This window comes from Mediterranea sp. ET5, from assembly GCF_023337025.1.
GTDB lineage: Bacteria > Bacteroidota > Bacteroidia > Bacteroidales > Bacteroidaceae > Phocaeicola_A.
Window position 1 is genome coordinate 35,335 of record NZ_JAMBLN010000009.1, and the last position, 19,797, is coordinate 55,131.

The window sequence follows — 19,797 nt, forward strand, 5'->3', positions numbered from 1 at the left end:
TAAGTATATGACAGCAGTGAAAGATTTCATCGTAGCCATCGAGCTGGGCTCGTCGAAGCTCACGGGAATGGCCGGAAAAAGAAACAGCGACGGAAGCATCCAGATATTTGCCTACGCTCGCGAAGAAGCCTCTGCCTTTATCCGCAAAGGCATCATCTACAACATCAACAAGACCGTACTGGGGCTTACTTCAATCATCAACAAGCTGGAAGAACAGCTGGAAGCCGAGATAGCCAAGGTGTATGTGGGCATCGGCGGACAGTCGCTCCACTCGGAAAAGAACTTCGTGGTGGAACATCTGCCCCGTGAGACCGCCATCACACCGGACATCGTCAACCAGCTCATCGCCAACAACCGGCAGACGCGTTATCCCGACCGCGACATCCTCGACGTCATTCCACAGGAATACAAGGTGAAGAACACCAACCACCTCGACCCGGTGGGCATCATCAGCAACGAGATTGAGGGACACTTCCTCAACATCGTCGCACGCACCTCGGTGAAACGCAACATCATCACCTGCTTCGAACAGGCAGGCATCGAGATTGCAGGCTTCTTCATCTCACCGCTGGTACTCGCCGACGCCGTCCTGCAGGAGAACGAGATGCGGCTGGGCTGCGCCCTCATCGACTGCGGAGCCGACACCACGACCGTAGCCATCTACAAACAGGGACTGCTGCGCCACCTCGCCGTCATCCCCCTGGGAGGAAACAACATCACCAAGGACATCTGTTCACTGCAAATCGAGGAAGAGGATGCTGAAATGCTGAAATGTACCTACGGCTCCGGCTTCACGCTCCCCGACGAGAACAGTGACGACGACAAATACCCCATCAACGAGAGCCGCAACATCCAGGCGAAGCTCCTCAACGAGATTGTGGGCGCACGCACCGAAGAGATTGTCGCCAACGTACGCAACCAGATTATGCTGGCGGGATACAGCGACAAGCTGACCGCCGGATATGTCCTGACCGGCGGAGGCGCCAACCTGCGCAACCTCCAAGGCGCCTTCATGCAGAAAGGAAAATACATCAAGATACGCATTGCAGGCACGGTGAACATGCCCATCAAGGCCACCGAGCAGGAACTCTATGCCAAGAACGGACGCCTGAACACCCTCTTCGCCCTCGTGGCTGCCGGCAAGGAGAACTGCTACCGACCGGAACCCGTAGCCCCGGCAACCGATCTCATCGAACAGATGCAGCAGAAGGAACACGAGGAACAGGAACGCGAAGCAGCCAGACGTGAAGCCGAAGAGCGCGAACGCAAGGAACGCGAAGCCGCAGCCAAAGCCGCCGCTGCCGAAGAGGAGGCACGCAAGCGTAAGGCTGCCGAAGAGGCACGCGTCAAAGCCAACACCGCGGCGCTGGCTGAAGTGAAGTCGGCTGCCGACAACATCGTCCTCACCCAGGAAAAACTCAACGAAGCCCTGAAAGAGGTCAAGAAGGCACAAGAGGAGAAAGACTCGAAAGCCGCCCACAAGGCAAACATCTCCGCCATCGCCCGACTGAAGGAAATCCAGGGACTGCGCGACAACGCCTCCACCGTCATGGATACCATCACCGACGAAGCCTACCTCAGCGAGGCACGCGTCGTGTTTGCAGACATCGAAGCCGCCACCGAGGCTGCCGAACGTGTCAAGGAGAAAGCCGGGGAGATTGCCGAGAAAGTGAAGCGGGAGAACAGCTTCTTCGGCAAGCTGCTCGGACTGGGAGACATCATCATGAACGACTAAGAAACAACATCACCTCACACACCTATAAACAACTACTGATATGCCAAACGACGATAAACTGGTGTCGTTCCTCTCACTGGACGACAAATCGACAAGTATCATCAAAGTCATCGGTGTGGGCGGCGGCGGTGGCAATGCCGTCAACCACATGTACAACGAGGGCATCGAGGGAGTGACCTTTGCACTCTGCAACACCGACAACCAGGCACTGGCACGGTCGCCCATCCCCGTGAAGCTCCAGCTCGGACCCACCATCACCAAGGGATTGGGTGCAGGCAACTGCCCGCCCAAGGCCAAGGAAGCTGCCGAAGAAAGCATCGAGGACATCCGCCGGTTGCTCAGCGACGGCACACAGATGGTGTTCATCACCGCCGGTATGGGTGGCGGAACAGGTACCGGAGCCGCTCCCGTCGTGGCACGTGTGGCAAAGGAGATGGGCATCCTGACCATCGGCATCGTCACCATCCCCTTCCTCTTTGAAGGACGCGATAAAATCCTCCAGGCCATCGACGGCGTGGATGCCATCAAGGAGAATGTCGACGCGCTGATGATCATCAACAACGAACGGCTGCGCTCCATTTATGCCGACCTGACCTTCGTCAACGCATTTACGAAAGCCGACGACACCCTCTCCATCGCCGCCCGGAGCATCGTGGAAATCATCACCATCGAGGGTACGATGAACCTCGACTTCGCCGACGTCAGCACGACCCTGCGCAACGGCGGTGTGGCCATCATCAGTACCGGTCTCGGCGAAGGGGATGCCCGCGTGGAAAACGCCATCAAGGACGCCCTCCACTCGCCCCTGCTCAACAACACGGACATCGTCAATGCCCAACGGGTGCTCATCAACCTCTCCTTCAGCGAAGAGTCAAACTTCATGATGGACGAGGTCAACGCCATCCACGAGTTCATGCAGAACCTCAACTCCAACGTGAAGGTCATCTGGGGATACGCTATCGACAACTCACTGGGCAACAGCGTCAAGATTACCCTGTTGGCATCGGGCTTCGACGTGAAGAACTTCACCGGCGACGAAGTGGACGCCCTGGTCGACCAGGACCGCATCGAGAAGGAACAGACGGAGACAACCCGCATCGAGGACATCTACGGACGGGGTTCCGTCACGACCAAGGGACATGTGAAGAAGCACCACATCTATCTCTTCACCCCCGAGACACTCGACGACGACAACATCATCTTCAACCTCGAAGAATCCCCGACCTATACGCGCGACAAAGCCGCCCTCAAACGCATCGCCGCCCAACAGCTCGAGAAGGCAGAACAGGCAACGCCGTCGGCTGCTTCCGCGCAACAGGGAGGAACCATCTCGTTCTGAACCGTAGCGGACACACCGGCTGTGCGTCCGCTACTCAACCATAAAATAACGGACGGGCAGACCGCCCGCCCCTCACACAAACTTAAAAACTACTAATCTATGAGTCTGTTTGATCAAATAAGCAACGACATCAAGGAGGCCATGAAGGCCAAAGACAAGGTACGTCTGGAGACCTTGCGCAACGTGAAGAAAGTATTTCTGGAGGCAAAGACCGCTCCGGGTGCAAACGATACACTGACGGACGACAACGCCCTGAAGCTCATCCAGAAACTGGTGAAACAAGGCAAAGATTCCGCTGAAATCTACAAGGGACAGGGACGTGCAGACCTCGCTGAAGGCGAATTGGCACAAGTCAGTGTCCTCGAAGCCTACCTCCCGAAGCAGATGAGTGAAGCCGAACTGGAGGCTGCCCTGAAAGCCATCATTGCCGAGGTGGGCGCCACCAGCGCCAAGGACATGGGCAAGGTGATGGGCACCGCCACCAAGCGTCTTGCCGGACAGGCTGAGGGACGTGCCATCTCCGCCAAGGTCAAGGAGTTGCTGGGATAAGCCCCGTCAGCTGACCTGAAACGTCCGGGGCTGACCTCCCCCACACGCAGAGGCACGGAAGCACAGGATAGGGATGGACAGGATGCGTTCTCCCGTCTCTCTTGTGCTTTCGTGCCTCTGTCTTTGTTTTTATCAGCCGACGGGGACGACCGTCCACTGACACTTTGTCAAACGAAGCCCTCCACACGCCCCTTCCTCGCACCAAAATACAGTTTCGTGGATTCCGAGGCCCTTCTCAGGCGATTCGCAAAATACACATGGATGCAGATTTCACCCGTTCCGTTTCACAACGAACAGCACAGCCGGGAGTGTAGCGTCCTTTTTCTACCGGACGTCCGGTCTTACCTGTCCGTTTAATACCTTCCGATTTGTTGACACCGCCCACCTTCTGGAGAACGAAACTCCGATTTTTTTCTTTTCATCGCCCGAACATTTGACTTTCGCCGGTCAAACAATATTGTTTGAGAAGTGAAACTATATTGTTGGACTCGCCAAACACAAGTGTTTGACACGCGAAACAATATTGTTTGGGCAGTAAAACGTAAGGATTTCGAAATTCAAATGTATAGTTTTCTAAAATCAGAGTCATTTTCACCCCTTTTCATTCACATTCCTTTGCAATCACGTGCCAGTTCATCAGATTTTAGAAAAACACGCGTTAGCTGAAAACGGCATTTTAGAAAAAACTGTCACCCAATCCTGCCATTCGCTTTCCTTCTGACAAACGCCATCAGCCGACTACCCTATATATAAATAGGTAGGAAGCCGGAAGGCTGTGCCCGTCGGCGTCAGAGAAACAACTCGCGCAACACTTCGAGCGACTTCAGCTCAGGCATGTCAGGGAGGTGGAGCCGGTAGTAATTCAGGATGATTTCCACACAACGGTTGCGCTCCGTGCGGCTCATTTCAAACAGGTGCATCGTCTCATAGTTCATGCGCATCAGTTTGCTCAACCGCGCAGCCTCATCGGGGCGCACGAAGTCGGTGTGTAAAGGCTGACGGTCCACGAAGCACGCAGCCCGCAGGTCGAAACAGTCACCCGGACGGTAATCGTCCAGGTTCGGATAAAGTCCGACAAAACGCGAAAGACGCATGAGAAAGACCAGGTGAAAGTTGGCGGACGTACCCTCACAGGCATCCAGCCATTGCACGGAGTGGAACAGATAGGCAAACAACGGGACGTTCTCCTGCTCCTCGCGCAAGGCATGTCCCAGGAATTCCGCCAGGAACAGCGCAATGGCAGATTTATAGGGATCGTAAGGCAGGGAGCGGAACAGATACGCCGGGCGCACCTCGCGGAGATGTTGCAAGTTCAGCCGCGGACGATAGTCCGACTCATACTCCAGCATCGACAGCGGCTGGAAGAACACGCTGCGCAGTCCGCTCTTCCTGCTGTGCGGCAGACGCACGAGGTAAGCCACCCGCCCCCATTGCTCGGTAAACAGGTCTGCAATGACCGACGTATCGTTGTATTTTACAGTGCGAAGCACAATACCGGTTGCCTTCTGAAACATGCCTTTATCATTCTAAGGTTCAATCTTCAGACGCAAAAATAACGCATTTCCTCCACTCACCCTACAACCCTGCGGAAGGCGTCCTTCGTTTAACCTTTATTTGCAACACTTTCACCGCGTTTATTATCAATAAGATAAGCATATAGAGGCTATCAAGGCTTAAAAAATATCCAAACTTTTTCGCAAAAAGGTTTGGTCATGTCGGAAAAACCCTCTACATTTGCATCCGCAAACGAGAAACAACACTTCTCGAGGCAGTAAAGCGAAAGCTTACTCAGTCAGGAAGGCCCGTTCGTCTATCGGTTAGGACGCAAGATTTTCATTCTTGAAAGGGGGGTTCGATTCCCCCACGGGCTACTTAAAGTAAACGAATTAAAGAACAAGTAAAACAGATTAGTCGAGATGGCAAATCATAAATCATCAATCAAAAGAATCAGACAAGCAGAGAAAAGAAGACTGCACAACAGATATTATGGCAAGACCATGAGAAATGCTGTGAGAAAGCTTCGCGCGTTGACTGACAAGGCTGAAGCGATTGCACTGTATCCTTCAGTACAGAAGATGTTGGACAAGGCTGCCAAGACCAACTTGATCCACAAGAACAAAGCTTCAAACTTGAAGTCTAAGTTGTCTGCATACATTAACGGACTTGCTTAATAAAAGCATATAACTTGTCAAAACCAAATAGATAAGGTTGAGTCTTCACCGACTCGACCTTTCTTTGTTTGTAGGCATCCCGTCTCCTCCGGGGATACACAGACAGGCATGAGTCCGGACGGACACCGGCTCCATCTATCCGGTTACATGGATACTAATTCTTTCGGGTACCACCACAATCTGCTGCGTTACGAAACCAGCAAGCCATAAAAATCTCCCATTGCGCAGATAGGTTGCATAGCAGGATTATACTTTGCGGTCGAAATAGAAGTGCGATGAGGCAAAGTCTTGCATAATCCATTGATTTGAGTAACTTTGCTGTCGCCTTCGGGCAAACATTATCATTCATACAATGCTGAAACAGACAACCATCATATCCGCAATCACTTGGCGCCATGGCTTTCACAGTCATAGCGAGAGTTGCTTTACATTTACGTTTAGCAACCATCGACGCTATGCTGATGGACCGAGCCGACGACATTGTAGATATATGGGTTGATACTCTGACAATCGACAACAAGGAATATAAGTCGGGAAGTCCACAACGCTTTCCGACTTTTTTGTGCCCTGCCCGGGCTCGACTCCTTGTTGTGGCATGGCACTCCAAAATCAAAATTCAGTATGGACAACGATTTTTACCACAGCCATGCCAGTAAACAAAAACGCACTTATAAGATACAAGACCCTCAACAGATGCTTGAGGAACAAATACAGACGGTGGACTCTCGATGACCTTGTCGAGGCTTGCTCCGACGCTCTCTACGAGATGGAGGGCATCACGCGGGGAGTTTCTGTCAGAACCGTTCAGGCAGACCTGCAAGTGATGCGGTCGGACAAACTCGGCTACAACGCTCCGATTGAAGTCTACGATAACAAATACTACAGATATTCTGATCCCGACTATTCCATCTCCGGTTCACCCATCGATGACGAGATGTACGAGCTTGTCACTGAAACGGTAGACAAACTGAAAGCATGCGACACGTCTGCCATCCCTTCTGAACTCACCATCTTACTCTCGAAGGTGAAGGACAAACTGATGCTCCTCTTATAAACCAAAGGCTTCGGCTTGATGAGAATCATCTTGCCGGAGCCTTTGTCATTTGGAGATGAGGGTGAAAGACCGGGCTCGAACCGGTGACCTCCAGATCCACAATCTGGCGTTCTGACCAACTGAACTACTGACACCATGTAATTGGCGGGAGCAGAAGGATTCGAACCCTCGACTTTCGGTTTTGGAGACCGACGTTCTACCGGCTGAACTATACTCCCCTATAGTTAAGTGGGCACTCGTGGAGTCGAACCACGTTCTCAGGATTTTCAGTCCTGCGCATACACCAAGTCTGCCAAGTGTCCATGGCTAGTGATGAGGGTGGGAATCGAACCCACAACCTGATGCTTCGTAGACAACCGCTCTGATCCAATTGAGCTACCTCACCATTTTTGCGGAAGCAGCAGGATTCGAACCTGCGGAACCTTTAAAGGGTTCGGTGCGTTAGCAGTGCACTGGTTTCGACCGCTCACCCATGCTTCCTTTCGTTTGACAATGCAAAAGTAGAAGGCCGACCTGCAGCCTATCTGCGTAACCTGGACTTTCTTCAAAAAAAGTCCTTTTTCCTATCAACAATCATTCTTCCGTGCCAACTTAATGGCGTAACTTTACACCACTATTTTATCCTATTACCCATTTATCCTACGTGAATCATGAAGAAACTTGCAATGCGGTGTCCGGCAGACTGCCCCTAATTCAAAGCAACCATATTTCTGGTCAGTTTGTTTTCTTGACTCCGTTTTCTTCCCATATTTTTACTACATTTGCCTAGCTTATACTGAGAGTCGCTATGAAACAAACACACAACCGATACCGGTCGGCTACATGGACCGCCCTGCTCCTTCTGCTCATATCCATCACGAACATACACGCACAACCCCTCTGCCGGATTCAGCACTATTCGATCAATGACGGATTATCACAGAGTTTCGTCCAACGAATGGTACAATCTGACGACGGACTGCTGTGGTTCGGCACATGGGACGGACTGAACTGCTACGACGGATATTCCTTCACGACCTATAACATGGTGTCACCCGGAGGCACGGCACTCAGCACCAACAGACTGACGGACATACAAATCGGGGCTGACGGAGACCTGTGGTGCTCCACCTACGATGCACGGCTCTTTCTATTCCGGAGAAAAGAACAGACTTTTGTGGACGTGTTGGCTCCCATCGAAAAGCGGCTAAAGAAACAGATGGCAGTGGAAAACACCTATGTGCTGCCCAAGGGAATAGTCTGGTTCCTCTGTCAGGACGGACGCCTCTTCCGGCTTGATACGCAGAAGTTCAGGGACGGAAGCGAAGGCATCGCCGAACATCCCATGAAAGGCAAACGGATTTACCGCATCCATCAGGATGCCGACGGCAACGAATGGTTGCTCACGGATCAGGGTATCGAAATCGTAGGCAACCGGTCCATCAATGCCCCCGACCTCATCTTCCGGCATATCAAGGAGCGCAACGGGCACACCTATCTGGCCTCTGAAGGCGGCGAACTGTTCGTCTTCCGTCAGCAAAAAGGCGACTTCGAACGGCTTGCAACTCCGGGAAGCTCCGAACCCGTCACCTCCCTGAAGAATCTCGGACGCGATACCCTCCTCTTACAAACACCTCATTCACTGACTTTCTATGCCTGTAAAAGCGGTACGGCATCGACCTTCCACACGGCAGATGTCGGACGGGCGGAAAGCACCATCAACCAAGTCCATACAGACAAGAAGGGAATCTGCTGGATACTGCTCAATCCGCATGAGATGCTCCGTCTGAACCCACAGACGGGAGACAGCCGTCTCTATGCACTTCCACCGTCCACATTCCGTAACCGTGCCCGTCAGAGCCGCAGCCTGGTGTTCAACGACCCGCACGGCATGCTATGGGTCATCCCCGAGCACGAAGCGCTCTGCTACTACGATGCCGGCACGGACTGCTTCCGTACCTACCTGCGCAACCCGGAAGACCCTTCATCCTCCTATGTGCCTTTCATCCGCTACAGCCTGCTTGACCGGCAAGGCAACCTGTGGTATGCACCCTATACGGGGTTGGAGAAGGTCTCTTTCCTCCCCCACTTCTTCACCCTGCACACGCTGGAGAAGGAGATGGACATCCGCAGCTTCCTGAACGACCGTCAGGGGAACCTGTGGGTCGGTTCGCAGAATGGCACCCTGCGGATTTACCAGCATGGGGACAAACGACCGCTCTATGTCACACCGCAAGGCAAGCTCACCACACAACCTTCCGCCTTCCCCGGAGGAGCATACGCTCTGCTTCAGGCACGCAACGGCGACATCTGGCTGGGAACGAAGGAAGCAGGGCTTTACCGACTGCGACCTTCAGGAGCCCGGCATTTCACCGTCAGTCACTACACTCCAGAGCCAGGCAATCCCTACAGCCTGAGTGCCAACAGCGTGTACGCCCTGTGTGAAGACAGCCGGGGGCGCATCTGGGTTGGTACTTTCGGCGGAGGGCTGAACCTGGTCCAGGAGCATGCTGACGGACAGGTACAATTCATCCATCGGGGCAATGTATTGAAAGGCTTTCCCCTGAAGGATGCCCGCATCCGCTGTCTGAAAGAGTCGCCCGACAGCATCCTGCTGGTAGGAACAACCGACGGACTGATTGCCTGCCGCACGTCCTTCCGCCATCCGGAGGACATCATCTTCCGGCATCACCGGCACATCGGGGGCGACCGGACCTCACTCAACAGCAACGACATCATGGATGTCTTCATTCCTTCCAGCTCGGGGACAGACAGGCAGGGAGCCTGCATCCTCAGCTTCACGGGCGGACTGAACTTCGCCTGCACAGACTCGCTCATGCAGACACGGACGACCTTCCGCCACTTCACGACACAAGACGGGCTTCTGTCCAACCTGGTGCATGCCATGACGGACGACGGCAAAGGGCATTACTGGGTGGTGGCTGAGAACGGACTCACCCAACTCGACCCGCAAACAGGACTGACCGTGAACTACCGCAGCGACCGCTTCGGGAACGAACTGAAGTTTGCCGAAACCGTCCCCCTGCTCCGGGGTGACACCCTGTTGCTGGGCACCAACCTCGGCGTGCTCTCGCTCCGCCTCAACGAACTTCCGCAAGACACTTACACGCCCGCCATTGTCCTGACCGAGATGCGTGTGCAGGGACAACCGCTCCACCGCGATGCCAACCGCATCGACGTCCTCACGCTCTCCCCGGAACAGCGCAACATCTCCTTCCGTTTTGCTGCCGTCGACTTCGTTAACTCTTCCACCATCCAATACGCCTACCGGCTGAGGGGACTGGAAGAACAGTGGAATGAGGTCGGGAACACACGCTCCGCCAGCTACATGAATCTCCCGGCTGGAGAGTATACCCTGGAGATACGTTCCACCAACAGCAACGGGGTGTGGATGGACAACACACGCAGCCTGCGCCTTGTCGTGGAACCGAAGTTCACTGAGACGGCGTGGGCGTGGGCGCTCTACGTCCTGCTCTTCCTGCTTCTCGTCGGCACTGTCGGCTATGTGCTCTTCTACATCTACCGCTTGCGCCACCGCATTGACATGGAACAGCAACTCGCCGACATCAAGCTCCGTTTCTTCACCGATATCTCTCACGAGCTGCGGACGCCCCTTACCCTCATCGCCGGCCCTGTCGAGGAAGTCCTCCAAAGCCGGGAGCTCTCGGACAAGGACCGCGAACACCTCTCACTCGTACGCACCAACACCCGGCGGATGCTGCGCATGATGAACCAGATTCTCGACTTCCGCAAACTGCAAAACCGCAAGATGAAGCTCATCGTCGAGGAAGCCGACCTCATCGCACTGCTCAGGCAGGTGATGCTCCACTTCCGCGCCATGGCGGAAGCCAAGCACATCGCCTTCACCCTCTCCTCGCCGGTGGACAGCCTCACGATGTGGCTCGATACGGACAAGGTGGAAAAGGTCTTCTTCAACCTCCTTTCCAATGCCTTCAAGTACACACCGGACGGGAAGTCCGTCAGCATCGAAGTGTCCCTTTCCGACCGCACCGTGAGCATCGCGGTGGCTGACCGGGGCATCGGCATCGACGAACAGCACCGCAAGATGCTCTTCCACCGCTTCGAGAACTTCACGCACAGCGACATGATGCATCCCTCCTCGGGCATCGGACTCTCCATGGCACGGGAGATGGTCGGCCTGCACCACGGGCACATCGATGTGGAAAGCCAGGTCGGCGAGGGAAGCCGCTTCACTGTCACCCTCCCGCTCAGCCGCTCCGCTTATGAACACGATGAACACACGGAGTTCATTCTCCACGACGGCACGGCTTCCGCCTCTCCGCAGGACAGCGACAAGGGAAACCGGGAAGCGGAAGACAACGGAGACGACGAACGACTGACCCTCCTCGTGGTGGAGGACAACGACGAGCTGCGCCTCTTCCTGCGCAACATCCTCTCTGCCGACTACCGCGTCATCGAGGCTACGGACGGGAAACAGGGACTGAAACTCGCCTGCGAACACATCCCCGACCTCCTCATCACCGACGTGATGATGCCCGTCATGGACGGACTGGAGATGGTCAGCCGGATAAAAGCGGACCGCACCGTCTGTCACATCCCCATCATCATCCTCTCCGCCAAGTCCTCCCTCGACGACCGCATCGTCGGACTGGAACGGGGCATCGACGACTACATCACCAAGCCCTTCAGCGCCACCTACCTCAAGACGCGCATCCGCACACTCATCCGCCGACGGCAGGAGTTGCAGGAGTTCTACCGGGCACGCTTCCAGCCCCACCCCGAGGAGACAGCCGTCCCGACAGATGCAGAGTCCGCTCCGACCGCATACGAACCCAAGCGCCCACAGCTGGAGTCACTCGACGACCGCTTCATGGAGCAGGTCATGGAGTGCATCGAGCAGAACATGGACAACCAGGACTTCGAAATCGAGACCCTGGCGGAACACCTCTTCATGAGCCGCACCGTGTTCTACCGCAAGCTCAAGTCCATCACCGGGATGACGCCCGTCGCCTTCGTCGGAGAGATGCGCATCAAGCGTGCCCTCCAACTCATGGAGGACGACGGACTGACCATCTCGCAGGTCGCCTACATGACAGGATTCAACTCGCCGAAGTACTTCAGCAAGGTCTTCAAGAAGGCCGTCGGATGCACACCCAGCGAGTATAAAGAGCAGAAAAAGGGGGACGACGAATAATTTCCCCTTTTTCACCAATAACTACTCCTCCAAAACGGATGAATGACGTAACTTTACACCGACATTTTTACCTCATTACTCATTTATCCTACGTGAATCATGAAGAAACTTGCAATGCTATGTCTGGCTGCCTGCCTGTCAGGAATGACACAGGCACAGACTGCCACCGGACCGCTCCCCTATCAGAACAGTGAACTCTCCCCGGACCAACGCGCCGAGGACCTGCTGGGAAGGCTCACCCTCGAGGAGAAAGTACTCCTGATGCAAAACAACTCAAAGCCCATTCCACGGCTGGGCATCAAGCCCTATGAATGGTGGAACGAAGCCCTCCACGGAGTCGCCCGTGCGGGACTTGCCACCGTCTTCCCCCAGTCCATCGGCATGGCAGCCTCGTTTGATGACGACTTATTATATAAGGTGTTCGATGCCGTGTCCGACGAGGCACGCGCCAAGAACCGCATGGCAAACGAGCGAGGTTCCTACCGACGCTACCAGGGACTCACCTTCTGGACGCCCAACGTGAACATCTTCCGCGACCCGCGCTGGGGACGCGGACAGGAGACCTACGGTGAAGACCCTTACCTGAGCGGACGCATGGGCGTCGCCGTCGTCCGTGGCATCCAGGGACCGAACGACACGAAGTGGAACAAGGCGCACGCCTGCGCCAAGCACTTTGCCGTACACTCGGGTCCGGAGTGGTGCCGCCACAGCTTCAATGCCGAGAACATCCCCTTCCGTGAACTCTGGGAGACCTATCTGCCCGCCTTCAAGGACCTCGTGCAGAAGGCACGCGTCAAAGAGGTCATGTGCGCCTACAACCGCTTCGAGGGAGACCCCTGCTGCGGCAGTGACCGACTGCTCCACCAAATCCTGCGCAATGAGTGGGGGTACGACGGCATCGTGGTGACCGACTGTGGCGCCGTGTCCGACTTCTGGCAGAAGGGCAAGCACCATGTCTACCCCGACGCCGGACATGCCTCGGCTGCCGCTGTCGCCAACGGGACCGACCTGGAGTGCGGGAGCAACTTCGAGTCACTCGTCGACGCCGTCCGTCAGGGACTCGTACCCGAAGAGAAAATCAACAACTCCGTCCGCCGGCTGCTGAAGGCACGCTTCGAGCTGGGCGAAATGGAACCGGAGCACCCCTTTGCCGACATCCCCGACTCCATCGTCGACTGTCAGGCACACCGCGACCTGGCCCTACGGATGGCACACGAGACGATGGTCCTGCTCCAGAACCGCGGCAACGTGCTTCCGCTAAAGAAGAATGCCACCGTGGCCCTCGTCGGCCCGAACGCCAACGACTCGGTGATGCAGTGGGCGAACTACAACGGCACGCCCTCACACACCGTGACCCTCCTGCAGGCACTGCGCAAACGTCTGCCCAAGCACAAGGTCATCTACGAACCGCTCTGCGGGCACACCGAGGGCTGCGTCTGGAACAGCCTCTTCACGGACTGCTCGATGGACGGCAAGCCGGGATTCGCCGCCACCTACTGGAACAACCGGGAGGCAAAGGGTGAGGTCGCAGCCACCGACCAGGTCGAGACGCCCTTCCACTACAGCGGAGAGGGTGCCACCGCCTTTGCCGCCGGGGTCAACCTGGAGGACTTCACCGGACGCTACGTCAGCATCTTCCGCCCCGACCACTCGGGCACCGCGCAATTCCGCCTCTCGACCAACGGACGGGTGAAATTCTTCATCGACGGACAGGAAGTCTGCGAACAGTACAACCTGAAGAACCCCGCCAACGTACACGCCTTCCCCTTCGAGGCGGGCAAGGAATACCGCATCGAGCTTGCCTTCGAGCAGGTGAAGGACAACCCGTTCCTGAACTTTGACCTCGTCGAGGAGCAGGCTCCCGACATGAAGGCGCTCATCAAGCGGCTGAAAAAGGCGGACGTCATCATCTTCGCCGGCGGCATCTCTCCCCTGCTGGAAGGGGAAGCCATGAGCGTGTCTGCCGAAGGCTTCAAAGGCGGAGACCGCACGAGCATCGAGCTGCCGAAAATCCAGCGCGACATGATTGCCTCCCTCAAGCAGGCAGGCAAGAAGCTCGTCATGGTCAACTTCTCCGGCTCTGCCATGGGGCTGAAGACCGAAGCCGCCCACTGTGATGCCATCCTCCAGGCGTGGTACCCGGGACAGGAAGGCGGAACGGCGGTTGCCGACGTACTCTTCGGCGACTACAACCCCGCCGGACGTCTGCCCGTCACGTTCTATGCCGACGACACGCAGCTGCCCGACTTCCTCGACTACTCGATGCGCGGACGCACCTACCGCTACTTCACCGGACGCCCGCTCTTCGCCTTCGGACACGGACTGAGCTACACGACCTTCTCCTACGGCGAGGCGAAGGCGGACAAGCAGGAACTGGCATACGGCGACACCCTGCGCGTGACTATCCCCGTTACGAACACCGGCAAGCGCGACGGCGACGAGGTGGTACAGGTCTATCTGCGCCGTCCGGGTGACAGCGAAGGCCCGCTGAAGGCACTCCGCGGCTTCCGTCGGGTGAACATTGCCCGGGGCGAGACGCGCGAGGTGGTCATCGAACTGCCGTACGAGAACTTCCAGTGGTTCGACACGCAGACCAACTCGATGCACCCGATGGAAGGTGACTATGAGGTGCTCTACGGCGGAAGCTCCGAAGATGCCGCACTGAAGAGCCTTCCGGTGAGCATCCGCTGAGCCTGCTGCTGACAACGGTTATGAACGATTTGAGTTTAAAGGAACGAAGGGGATAAGCTTGAGCACTTATCTCCTCGTTCTTTTGTTTGGAGACACGGATGACAATCACGCTGTTTTTTGACACTTCCGCCCTCCAGGCATACCAACGACACAGCTTTCCGCTTATCTTTGCAGGACAACCAATCTGAAAAACACGAGCACTATGAAGAACAACTCCAAGCGGCGCATCCCGTACCTTCTCCTGACGGGACTTCTCTGCCTGTGCGGCAGTGGGACCTGCGCCGGTCCTCAAACAGCAGAAGACCTTCCAGACGAGACACGCCTTCCCGCCTTTCCGGGTGCCGAGGGCTTCGGACGTTACGCCGTCGGCGGACGAGGCGGACAGGTGTACCATGTCACCACACTGGCCGACGGCGACCAGCCCGGGACCTTGCGACACGCCGTCGAACAGACGGGAGCGCGCACCGTGGTCTTCGATGTCGCTGGGACCATCCGACTCGACCGTCCGCTACGCATCCGGCACGACAGCCTGACTGTCGCCGGACAGAGCGCACCGGGCGACGGCATCTGCATTGCCCGCCACGCGGTGAACATCGACGCCAACGAGGTGGTCATCCGCTACGTACGCTTCCGTGTGGGCAACGAGGGCGGCGGTGAACCCGACGGACTGGGCGGCTGCGACCACCGCAACATCATCGTCGACCACTGCACCGTCAGCTGGTCTGTCGACGAGACCTGCTCGGTCTATGGCAACACCGACGCCACCGTGCAGTGGTGCCTCATCTCCGAGAGCCTCCGCACGGCAGGACACAAGAAGGGGCGTCACGGCTACGGCGGCATCGTGGGCGGAAACCGCATGTCGTTCCACCACAATCTCATGGCACACCACGAGAGCCGCGTGCCCCGTCTGGGTCCGCGTCCCGGCACACAGGACCGCGAATACGTGGACATGCGCAACAATGTGTTCTACAACTGGGCGGGTAACGGATGTTACGGCGGCGAAGCCATGCGGGTGAACATTGTCAACAACTACTACAAGCCGGGACCTGCCACGCCGGACCGGGGCAGCATCGCTTACCGCATCTTCGCTCCCAACATCCGCACGACGGCGTACTGCCACCGTCCGGATGGCAGCCCCAACAGCTGGGCACCGATGGAGCACGTCTGGGGAAAGTTCTACATCGACGGCAATGTCATGGAGGGCCATGCCGACGTCACTGCCGACAACTGGACACGGGGCGTCTACGAACAGGTACGTCCCGAGTCGAACGACGGGCTGTGGAACGACGCCGTGCGCGACTCCATCCGTCTGCATGAACCGCTGCCCTGTGGCGAAGTGACGACCCACAGCGCCGAGGAGGCGTACCGCCTGGTACTTGCACACGCCGGCTGCTCGAAGGTACGCGACACGCTTGACCTCCGCATCGTCGAGGAGACACGTACGGGCACTGCCTCGTGCATCGGCTCGGTGACTCCCGATGCCGGACAGGCTCCCGGACTCATCGACCTCCCTGCAGATGCCGGCGGCTATCCCGAACTGACTGCCACTGCCGGTGAAACGGAAGCGTTGAAGGACAGCGACGGCGACGGCATGCCCGATGCCTGGGAGAAGGCTCACCGCCTGAACCCTGCCGATGCTGCTGACGGACGCGCCTGCACCCTGAGCAGCGAAGGCTACACCAACCTGGAAGTCTATCTGAACGGACTGGTGGAGAAGCAGGGATAAGGGGCTGCGGGATTCCCGGCAAAGGAACGCCGCAACGTCCCTGTGTGCTTCGGAAGAGATTTTTTTGGCACCAAGTTGCGGCGATATCGCAACTTTTCCATTACTTTATCCGTCTAATAGAAAGAACCAATCAATAAAAGGAGGAGAAGGACTATGAAGAATCTCTATCGGATGCTCGTCGGACTGATGGCACTCACGGTATTGAGCAGCGCCAGCGGCTGCCGCGCATTCAGCAACCAGACAAGTCAGGAAGTGCCCAGTGAGGCTAAAGCAAAGAAGAACTACTATGTCGCACCGTTCGAAGCCATCGAGGTGAACGGTGTAGTCAACGTCTCGTTCTCGCAGAGTGACAAGACCGACGTGGAAGTCACGGGACCGGAGAACTACCTGCCCTTTGTGGTCATTGAGTCGCACGACGGGGTCCTGAAGGTCAACACCAAGAGCATCGGCAACAAGCGCGCCGGGAAAGGACTGGAAATCAAGATTGCCGCTCCGACACTGAACCACCTGTCGAACCGTGGTGTGGGCGATTTCAAGACGACCTCACCCCTGAAGGCCGACCGCCTCGTCATCGAGAACTCCGGCGTGGGCAGCGTGCGCCTGTCGGGACTCGACTGCCAGAGTGTGGAAGTGGAGAACTCCGGTGTCGGCGACCTTCGACTTTCCGGCAAGACCGACAAGGCAAGCTATGAGTCGAGCGGCGTCGGCGACGTACATGCCAAGGAGCTCAAGGCCAAAGACGTCAACCTCAACCACAGCGGCGTAGGCGACATCACCTGCTCCGCTTCCGGGACCATCCGCATCCGCGCCAAGGGCGTGGGCAACGTGAAGTACTACGGTAACCCACAGGTGCTCAGCCTGTCGAAGTCGAGCGTCGGGGCGGTTATCGGGAAGTAACCCGGCCAGTCCGTATCAATAACAGGAGGGTGTATCGCGATGAGTGATGCACCCTCTTTGTGTATCCATGCTTTGCGACACATCCTCCGGGCATTCGCGCTTAATCGGGTAAGCACAAGCCTTCAATCAGGTAAGCACAGGTGCTTGACATACCAAAGTATCATACTTAGCCTACCAAAGTATTATACTTAGGCAGTCTAAGTATTATACTTTGACTATCTAAGTATTATACTTTGGTCCATCAAACTACTATGTTTGCCAAGTCAAACACTTGTGTTTGGCGAGTCAAACCAATGTGTTTGCCCGGTCAAACACTTATGTTCCATCCGTCGGACGATTGTGTTTGCCGGGACAAAGTCCGGACAAGGGAAGGAGCATCAGGCACCGTCAGATAAAAAAAAAGGTGCACCGTGTGTAACGATGCACCCTCCTTTTATCTGATTATCAACTGATGCTTAAGCGTCGATGTTCGCGTAGGTGGCATTGCTCTCGATGAACTCGCGGCGCGGACCTACGTCGTCACCCATGAGCATGGAGAAGATGTAGTCTGCCTCGGCGGCGTTCTCGATGTGTACCTGCTTGAGGAGACGACGTTCGGGGTCCATGGTTGTCTCCCACAGCTGTTCCGGGTTCATCTCACCCAAACCTTTGTAGCGTTGCGTATGGATGCCGCTCTCGCTGCCACCGCCGTACTTCTCGATGAAGCGCAGACGGTCCTCCTCGGTGTAGCAATACTCCTTGACCTTGCCCTTGGTGCAGAGGTAGAGGGGCGGCGTGGCGATGTAGAGATACCCTTCCTGGATGAGCTGCGGCATGTAGCGGTAGAAGAGCGTCATGATGAGTGTGTCGATGTGGGAACCATCGACATCGGCATCGGTCATGATGATGATCTTGTGGTAGCGCAGCTTCTCGATGTTTGCCTCCTTGCTGTCTTCGCCCACACCGAAGCGGACGCCGAGCGCCTGGATGATGTTGTTCACCTCGTCGCTCTCGAATGCCTTGTGCCACATTGCCTTCTCCACGTTCAGAATCTTACCGCGCAGCGGAAGGATTGCCTGGAAGGCACGGCTGCGTCCCTGCTTGGCGGAACCGCCTGCCGAGTCACCCTCGACCAGGAAAAGCTCACAGCGTGCAGGGTCCTTGTCGGAACAGTCCGCCAGCTTGCCGGGGAGTCCGCCTCCGGTCATGGGGCTCTTGCGTTGCACGGACTCGCGTGCCTTGCGGGCAGCGATACGTGCCGTAGCAGCCAGCACCACCTTGTCGACAATCATCTTCGCCTCCTTGGGGTGCTCTTCGAGGTAGTAGGTCAGTGCTTCGCCCACAGCCTGGTTGACGGCACCGCTCACCTCGTTGTTGCCCAACTTCGTCTTGGTCTGTCCTTCGAACTGCGGCTCGGCAACCTTGACGGAGATGACGGCAATCAGTCCCTCGCGGAAGTCCTCTCCGGAAATCTCCACCTTCGCCTTCTCCAGTGCCTTGCTGTCCTCGGCATACTTCTTCAGCACACGTGTGAGTGCCATGCGGAAGCCCGCCTCGTGCGTACCGCCTTCGATGGTGTTGATGTTGTTCACGTACGAATGGAGGTTCTCACGGAAGCCTGTGTTGTACATGATGGCGCACTCGATGGGGATGCCTTGCTTCTCGGTGTTGAGATAGATGACATCGTCGATGAGCGGCGTATTGTTGGAGTTGAGGAAACGGACGAACTCCTTCACACCCTCCTCGGAGTGGAAACGTTCGCTCTTGAAGTTGCCTGCCTCATCCTTCTCCCGGCGGTCGGTCAGCGTGATGGTGATGCCGGCGTTGAGGTAGGCAAGCTCGCGCATACGTGCCTGGAGGATGTTATATTTATAGGTGGTGGTCACGAAGATGGAAGCGTCGGGCCAGAAGGTCTGTCGTGTACCCGTATCGTCGGGGTCGCACGTGCCCACTTCCTTGACAGGGTAGAGCGGCTTGCCGCAGGAGTATTCCTGCTGGTAAATCTTTCCGCCGCGGCGTACCTGCGAAATCATGCGTGTGGACAGGGCGTTCACACACGACACACCCACACCGTGCAGACCACCCGACACCTTGTAGGAGCCTTTATCGAACTTACCGCCCGCGTGGAGCACGGTCATCACGACTTCGAGAGCCGACTTGTGCTCTTTCTCATGCATGTCGACGGGGATTCCGCGTCCGTTGTCCTGGACGGTGATGGAGTTGTCTTCGTTGATGGTTACTTCGATGTGGTTACAAAAGCCTGCCAATGCCTCGTCGATGGAGTTGTCCACGACTTCGTAGACCAAGTGGTGCAGACCTTTCTCGCTTATGTCGCCAATATACATGGCGGGGCGCTTACGCACGGCCTCCAGTCCCTCAAGGACCTGGATGTTGCTGGCCGAATATTCCGCTCCGCTGTGATTAGTGATTTGTTCTTCTGCCATAGAGATTAATGTCCAATAAATAACGGACAAATTTAC

Annotated in this window: 10 protein-coding genes, 6 tRNA genes and 1 pseudogene; 10 read left to right on the forward strand and 7 right to left on the reverse strand. The window is 56.4% G+C overall.

Going from position 1 to position 19,797, the window contains the following annotated elements; all coding sequences use genetic code 11:
- The first annotated feature begins 7 nt into the window (after positions 1 to 7).
- The 3 genes from ftsA (at position 8) to M3087_RS07025 (ending at position 3,623) form a co-directional block, all read left to right on the forward strand.
- A complete protein-coding gene (ftsA, locus tag M3087_RS07015) occupies positions 8 to 1,735 on the forward strand; it encodes a cell division protein FtsA (RefSeq protein WP_022385831.1) in 1,728 nt (575 codons plus the stop codon).
- 40 nt (positions 1,736 to 1,775) lie between these two features.
- Entirely contained in the window at positions 1,776 to 3,074 is a 1,299-nt protein-coding gene (ftsZ, locus tag M3087_RS07020; protein WP_249094664.1) for a cell division protein FtsZ, read from the forward strand.
- A gap of 99 nt (positions 3,075 to 3,173) precedes the next feature.
- Positions 3,174 to 3,623, forward strand: coding sequence for a GatB/YqeY domain-containing protein (locus tag M3087_RS07025; protein WP_022385829.1), 450 nt, complete (start codon positions 3,174 to 3,176; stop codon positions 3,621 to 3,623).
- 788 nt (positions 3,624 to 4,411) lie between these two features.
- Here M3087_RS07025 and recO read toward each other — a convergent pair.
- A complete protein-coding gene (recO, locus tag M3087_RS07030; protein ID WP_106483780.1) occupies positions 4,412 to 5,137 on the reverse strand; it encodes a DNA repair protein RecO in 726 nt (241 codons plus the stop codon).
- 285 nt (positions 5,138 to 5,422) lie between these two features.
- On the opposite strand from recO, the gene M3087_RS07035 reads away from it, so the two are divergent.
- From M3087_RS07035 to M3087_RS14410, 3 genes and pseudogenes are all read left to right on the forward strand, one after another.
- Positions 5,423 to 5,494 (forward strand) — tRNA-Glu (locus M3087_RS07035).
- A 45-nt stretch (positions 5,495 to 5,539) separates the two neighbouring features.
- Entirely contained in the window at positions 5,540 to 5,794 is a 255-nt protein-coding gene (rpsT, locus tag M3087_RS07040; RefSeq protein ID WP_022385827.1) for a 30S ribosomal protein S20, read from the forward strand.
- 646 nt (positions 5,795 to 6,440) lie between these two features.
- Positions 6,441 to 6,711: pseudogene (locus M3087_RS14410) on the forward strand (hypothetical protein); the annotation flags it as partial.
- Between the two features lie 196 nt (positions 6,712 to 6,907).
- Here the strand turns inward: M3087_RS14410 and M3087_RS07050 are convergent.
- The 5 genes from M3087_RS07050 to M3087_RS07070 form a co-directional block, all read right to left on the reverse strand.
- Positions 6,908 to 6,983 (reverse strand) — tRNA-His (locus M3087_RS07050).
- 7 nt (positions 6,984 to 6,990) lie between these two features.
- Positions 6,991 to 7,066 (reverse strand) — tRNA-Trp (locus M3087_RS07055).
- Between the two features lie 11 nt (positions 7,067 to 7,077).
- Positions 7,078 to 7,150 (reverse strand) — tRNA-Phe (locus tag M3087_RS07060).
- Between the two features lie 8 nt (positions 7,151 to 7,158).
- Positions 7,159 to 7,233 (reverse strand) — tRNA-Arg (locus M3087_RS07065).
- 7 nt (positions 7,234 to 7,240) lie between these two features.
- Positions 7,241 to 7,328, reverse strand: a tRNA-Ser gene (locus tag M3087_RS07070).
- 307 nt (positions 7,329 to 7,635) lie between these two features.
- Here M3087_RS07070 and M3087_RS07075 point away from each other — a divergent pair.
- The 4 genes from M3087_RS07075 (at position 7,636) to M3087_RS07090 (ending at position 17,338) form a co-directional block, all read left to right on the forward strand.
- Positions 7,636 to 12,024: a two-component regulator propeller domain-containing protein gene (locus tag M3087_RS07075; RefSeq protein ID WP_249094669.1), complete on the forward strand. Its 4,389-nt coding sequence runs from the start codon at positions 7,636 to 7,638 to the stop codon at positions 12,022 to 12,024.
- Between the two features lie 99 nt (positions 12,025 to 12,123).
- On the forward strand, positions 12,124 to 14,715 hold the full coding sequence (xyl3A, locus tag M3087_RS07080) for a xylan 1,4-beta-xylosidase (RefSeq protein ID WP_410796916.1): 2,592 nt from the start codon (positions 12,124 to 12,126) through the stop codon (positions 14,713 to 14,715).
- A 202-nt stretch (positions 14,716 to 14,917) separates the two neighbouring features.
- Complete coding sequence (locus M3087_RS07085; protein WP_249094671.1) at positions 14,918 to 16,441, forward strand: polysaccharide lyase family 1 protein; 1,524 nt, start codon at positions 14,918 to 14,920, stop codon at positions 16,439 to 16,441.
- Between the two features lie 153 nt (positions 16,442 to 16,594).
- Complete coding sequence (locus tag M3087_RS07090; RefSeq protein ID WP_022385820.1) at positions 16,595 to 17,338, forward strand: head GIN domain-containing protein; 744 nt, start codon at positions 16,595 to 16,597, stop codon at positions 17,336 to 17,338.
- 455 nt (positions 17,339 to 17,793) lie between these two features.
- On the opposite strand, the gene gyrB is transcribed toward M3087_RS07090, so the two are convergent.
- Positions 17,794 to 19,761 carry a DNA topoisomerase (ATP-hydrolyzing) subunit B gene (gene gyrB / locus M3087_RS07095; protein WP_106483785.1) on the reverse strand — a complete coding sequence of 656 codons (1,968 nt, stop codon included), beginning with the start codon at positions 19,759 to 19,761 and terminating at the stop codon, positions 17,794 to 17,796.
- Between the last annotated feature and the right edge of the window lie 36 nt (positions 19,762 to 19,797).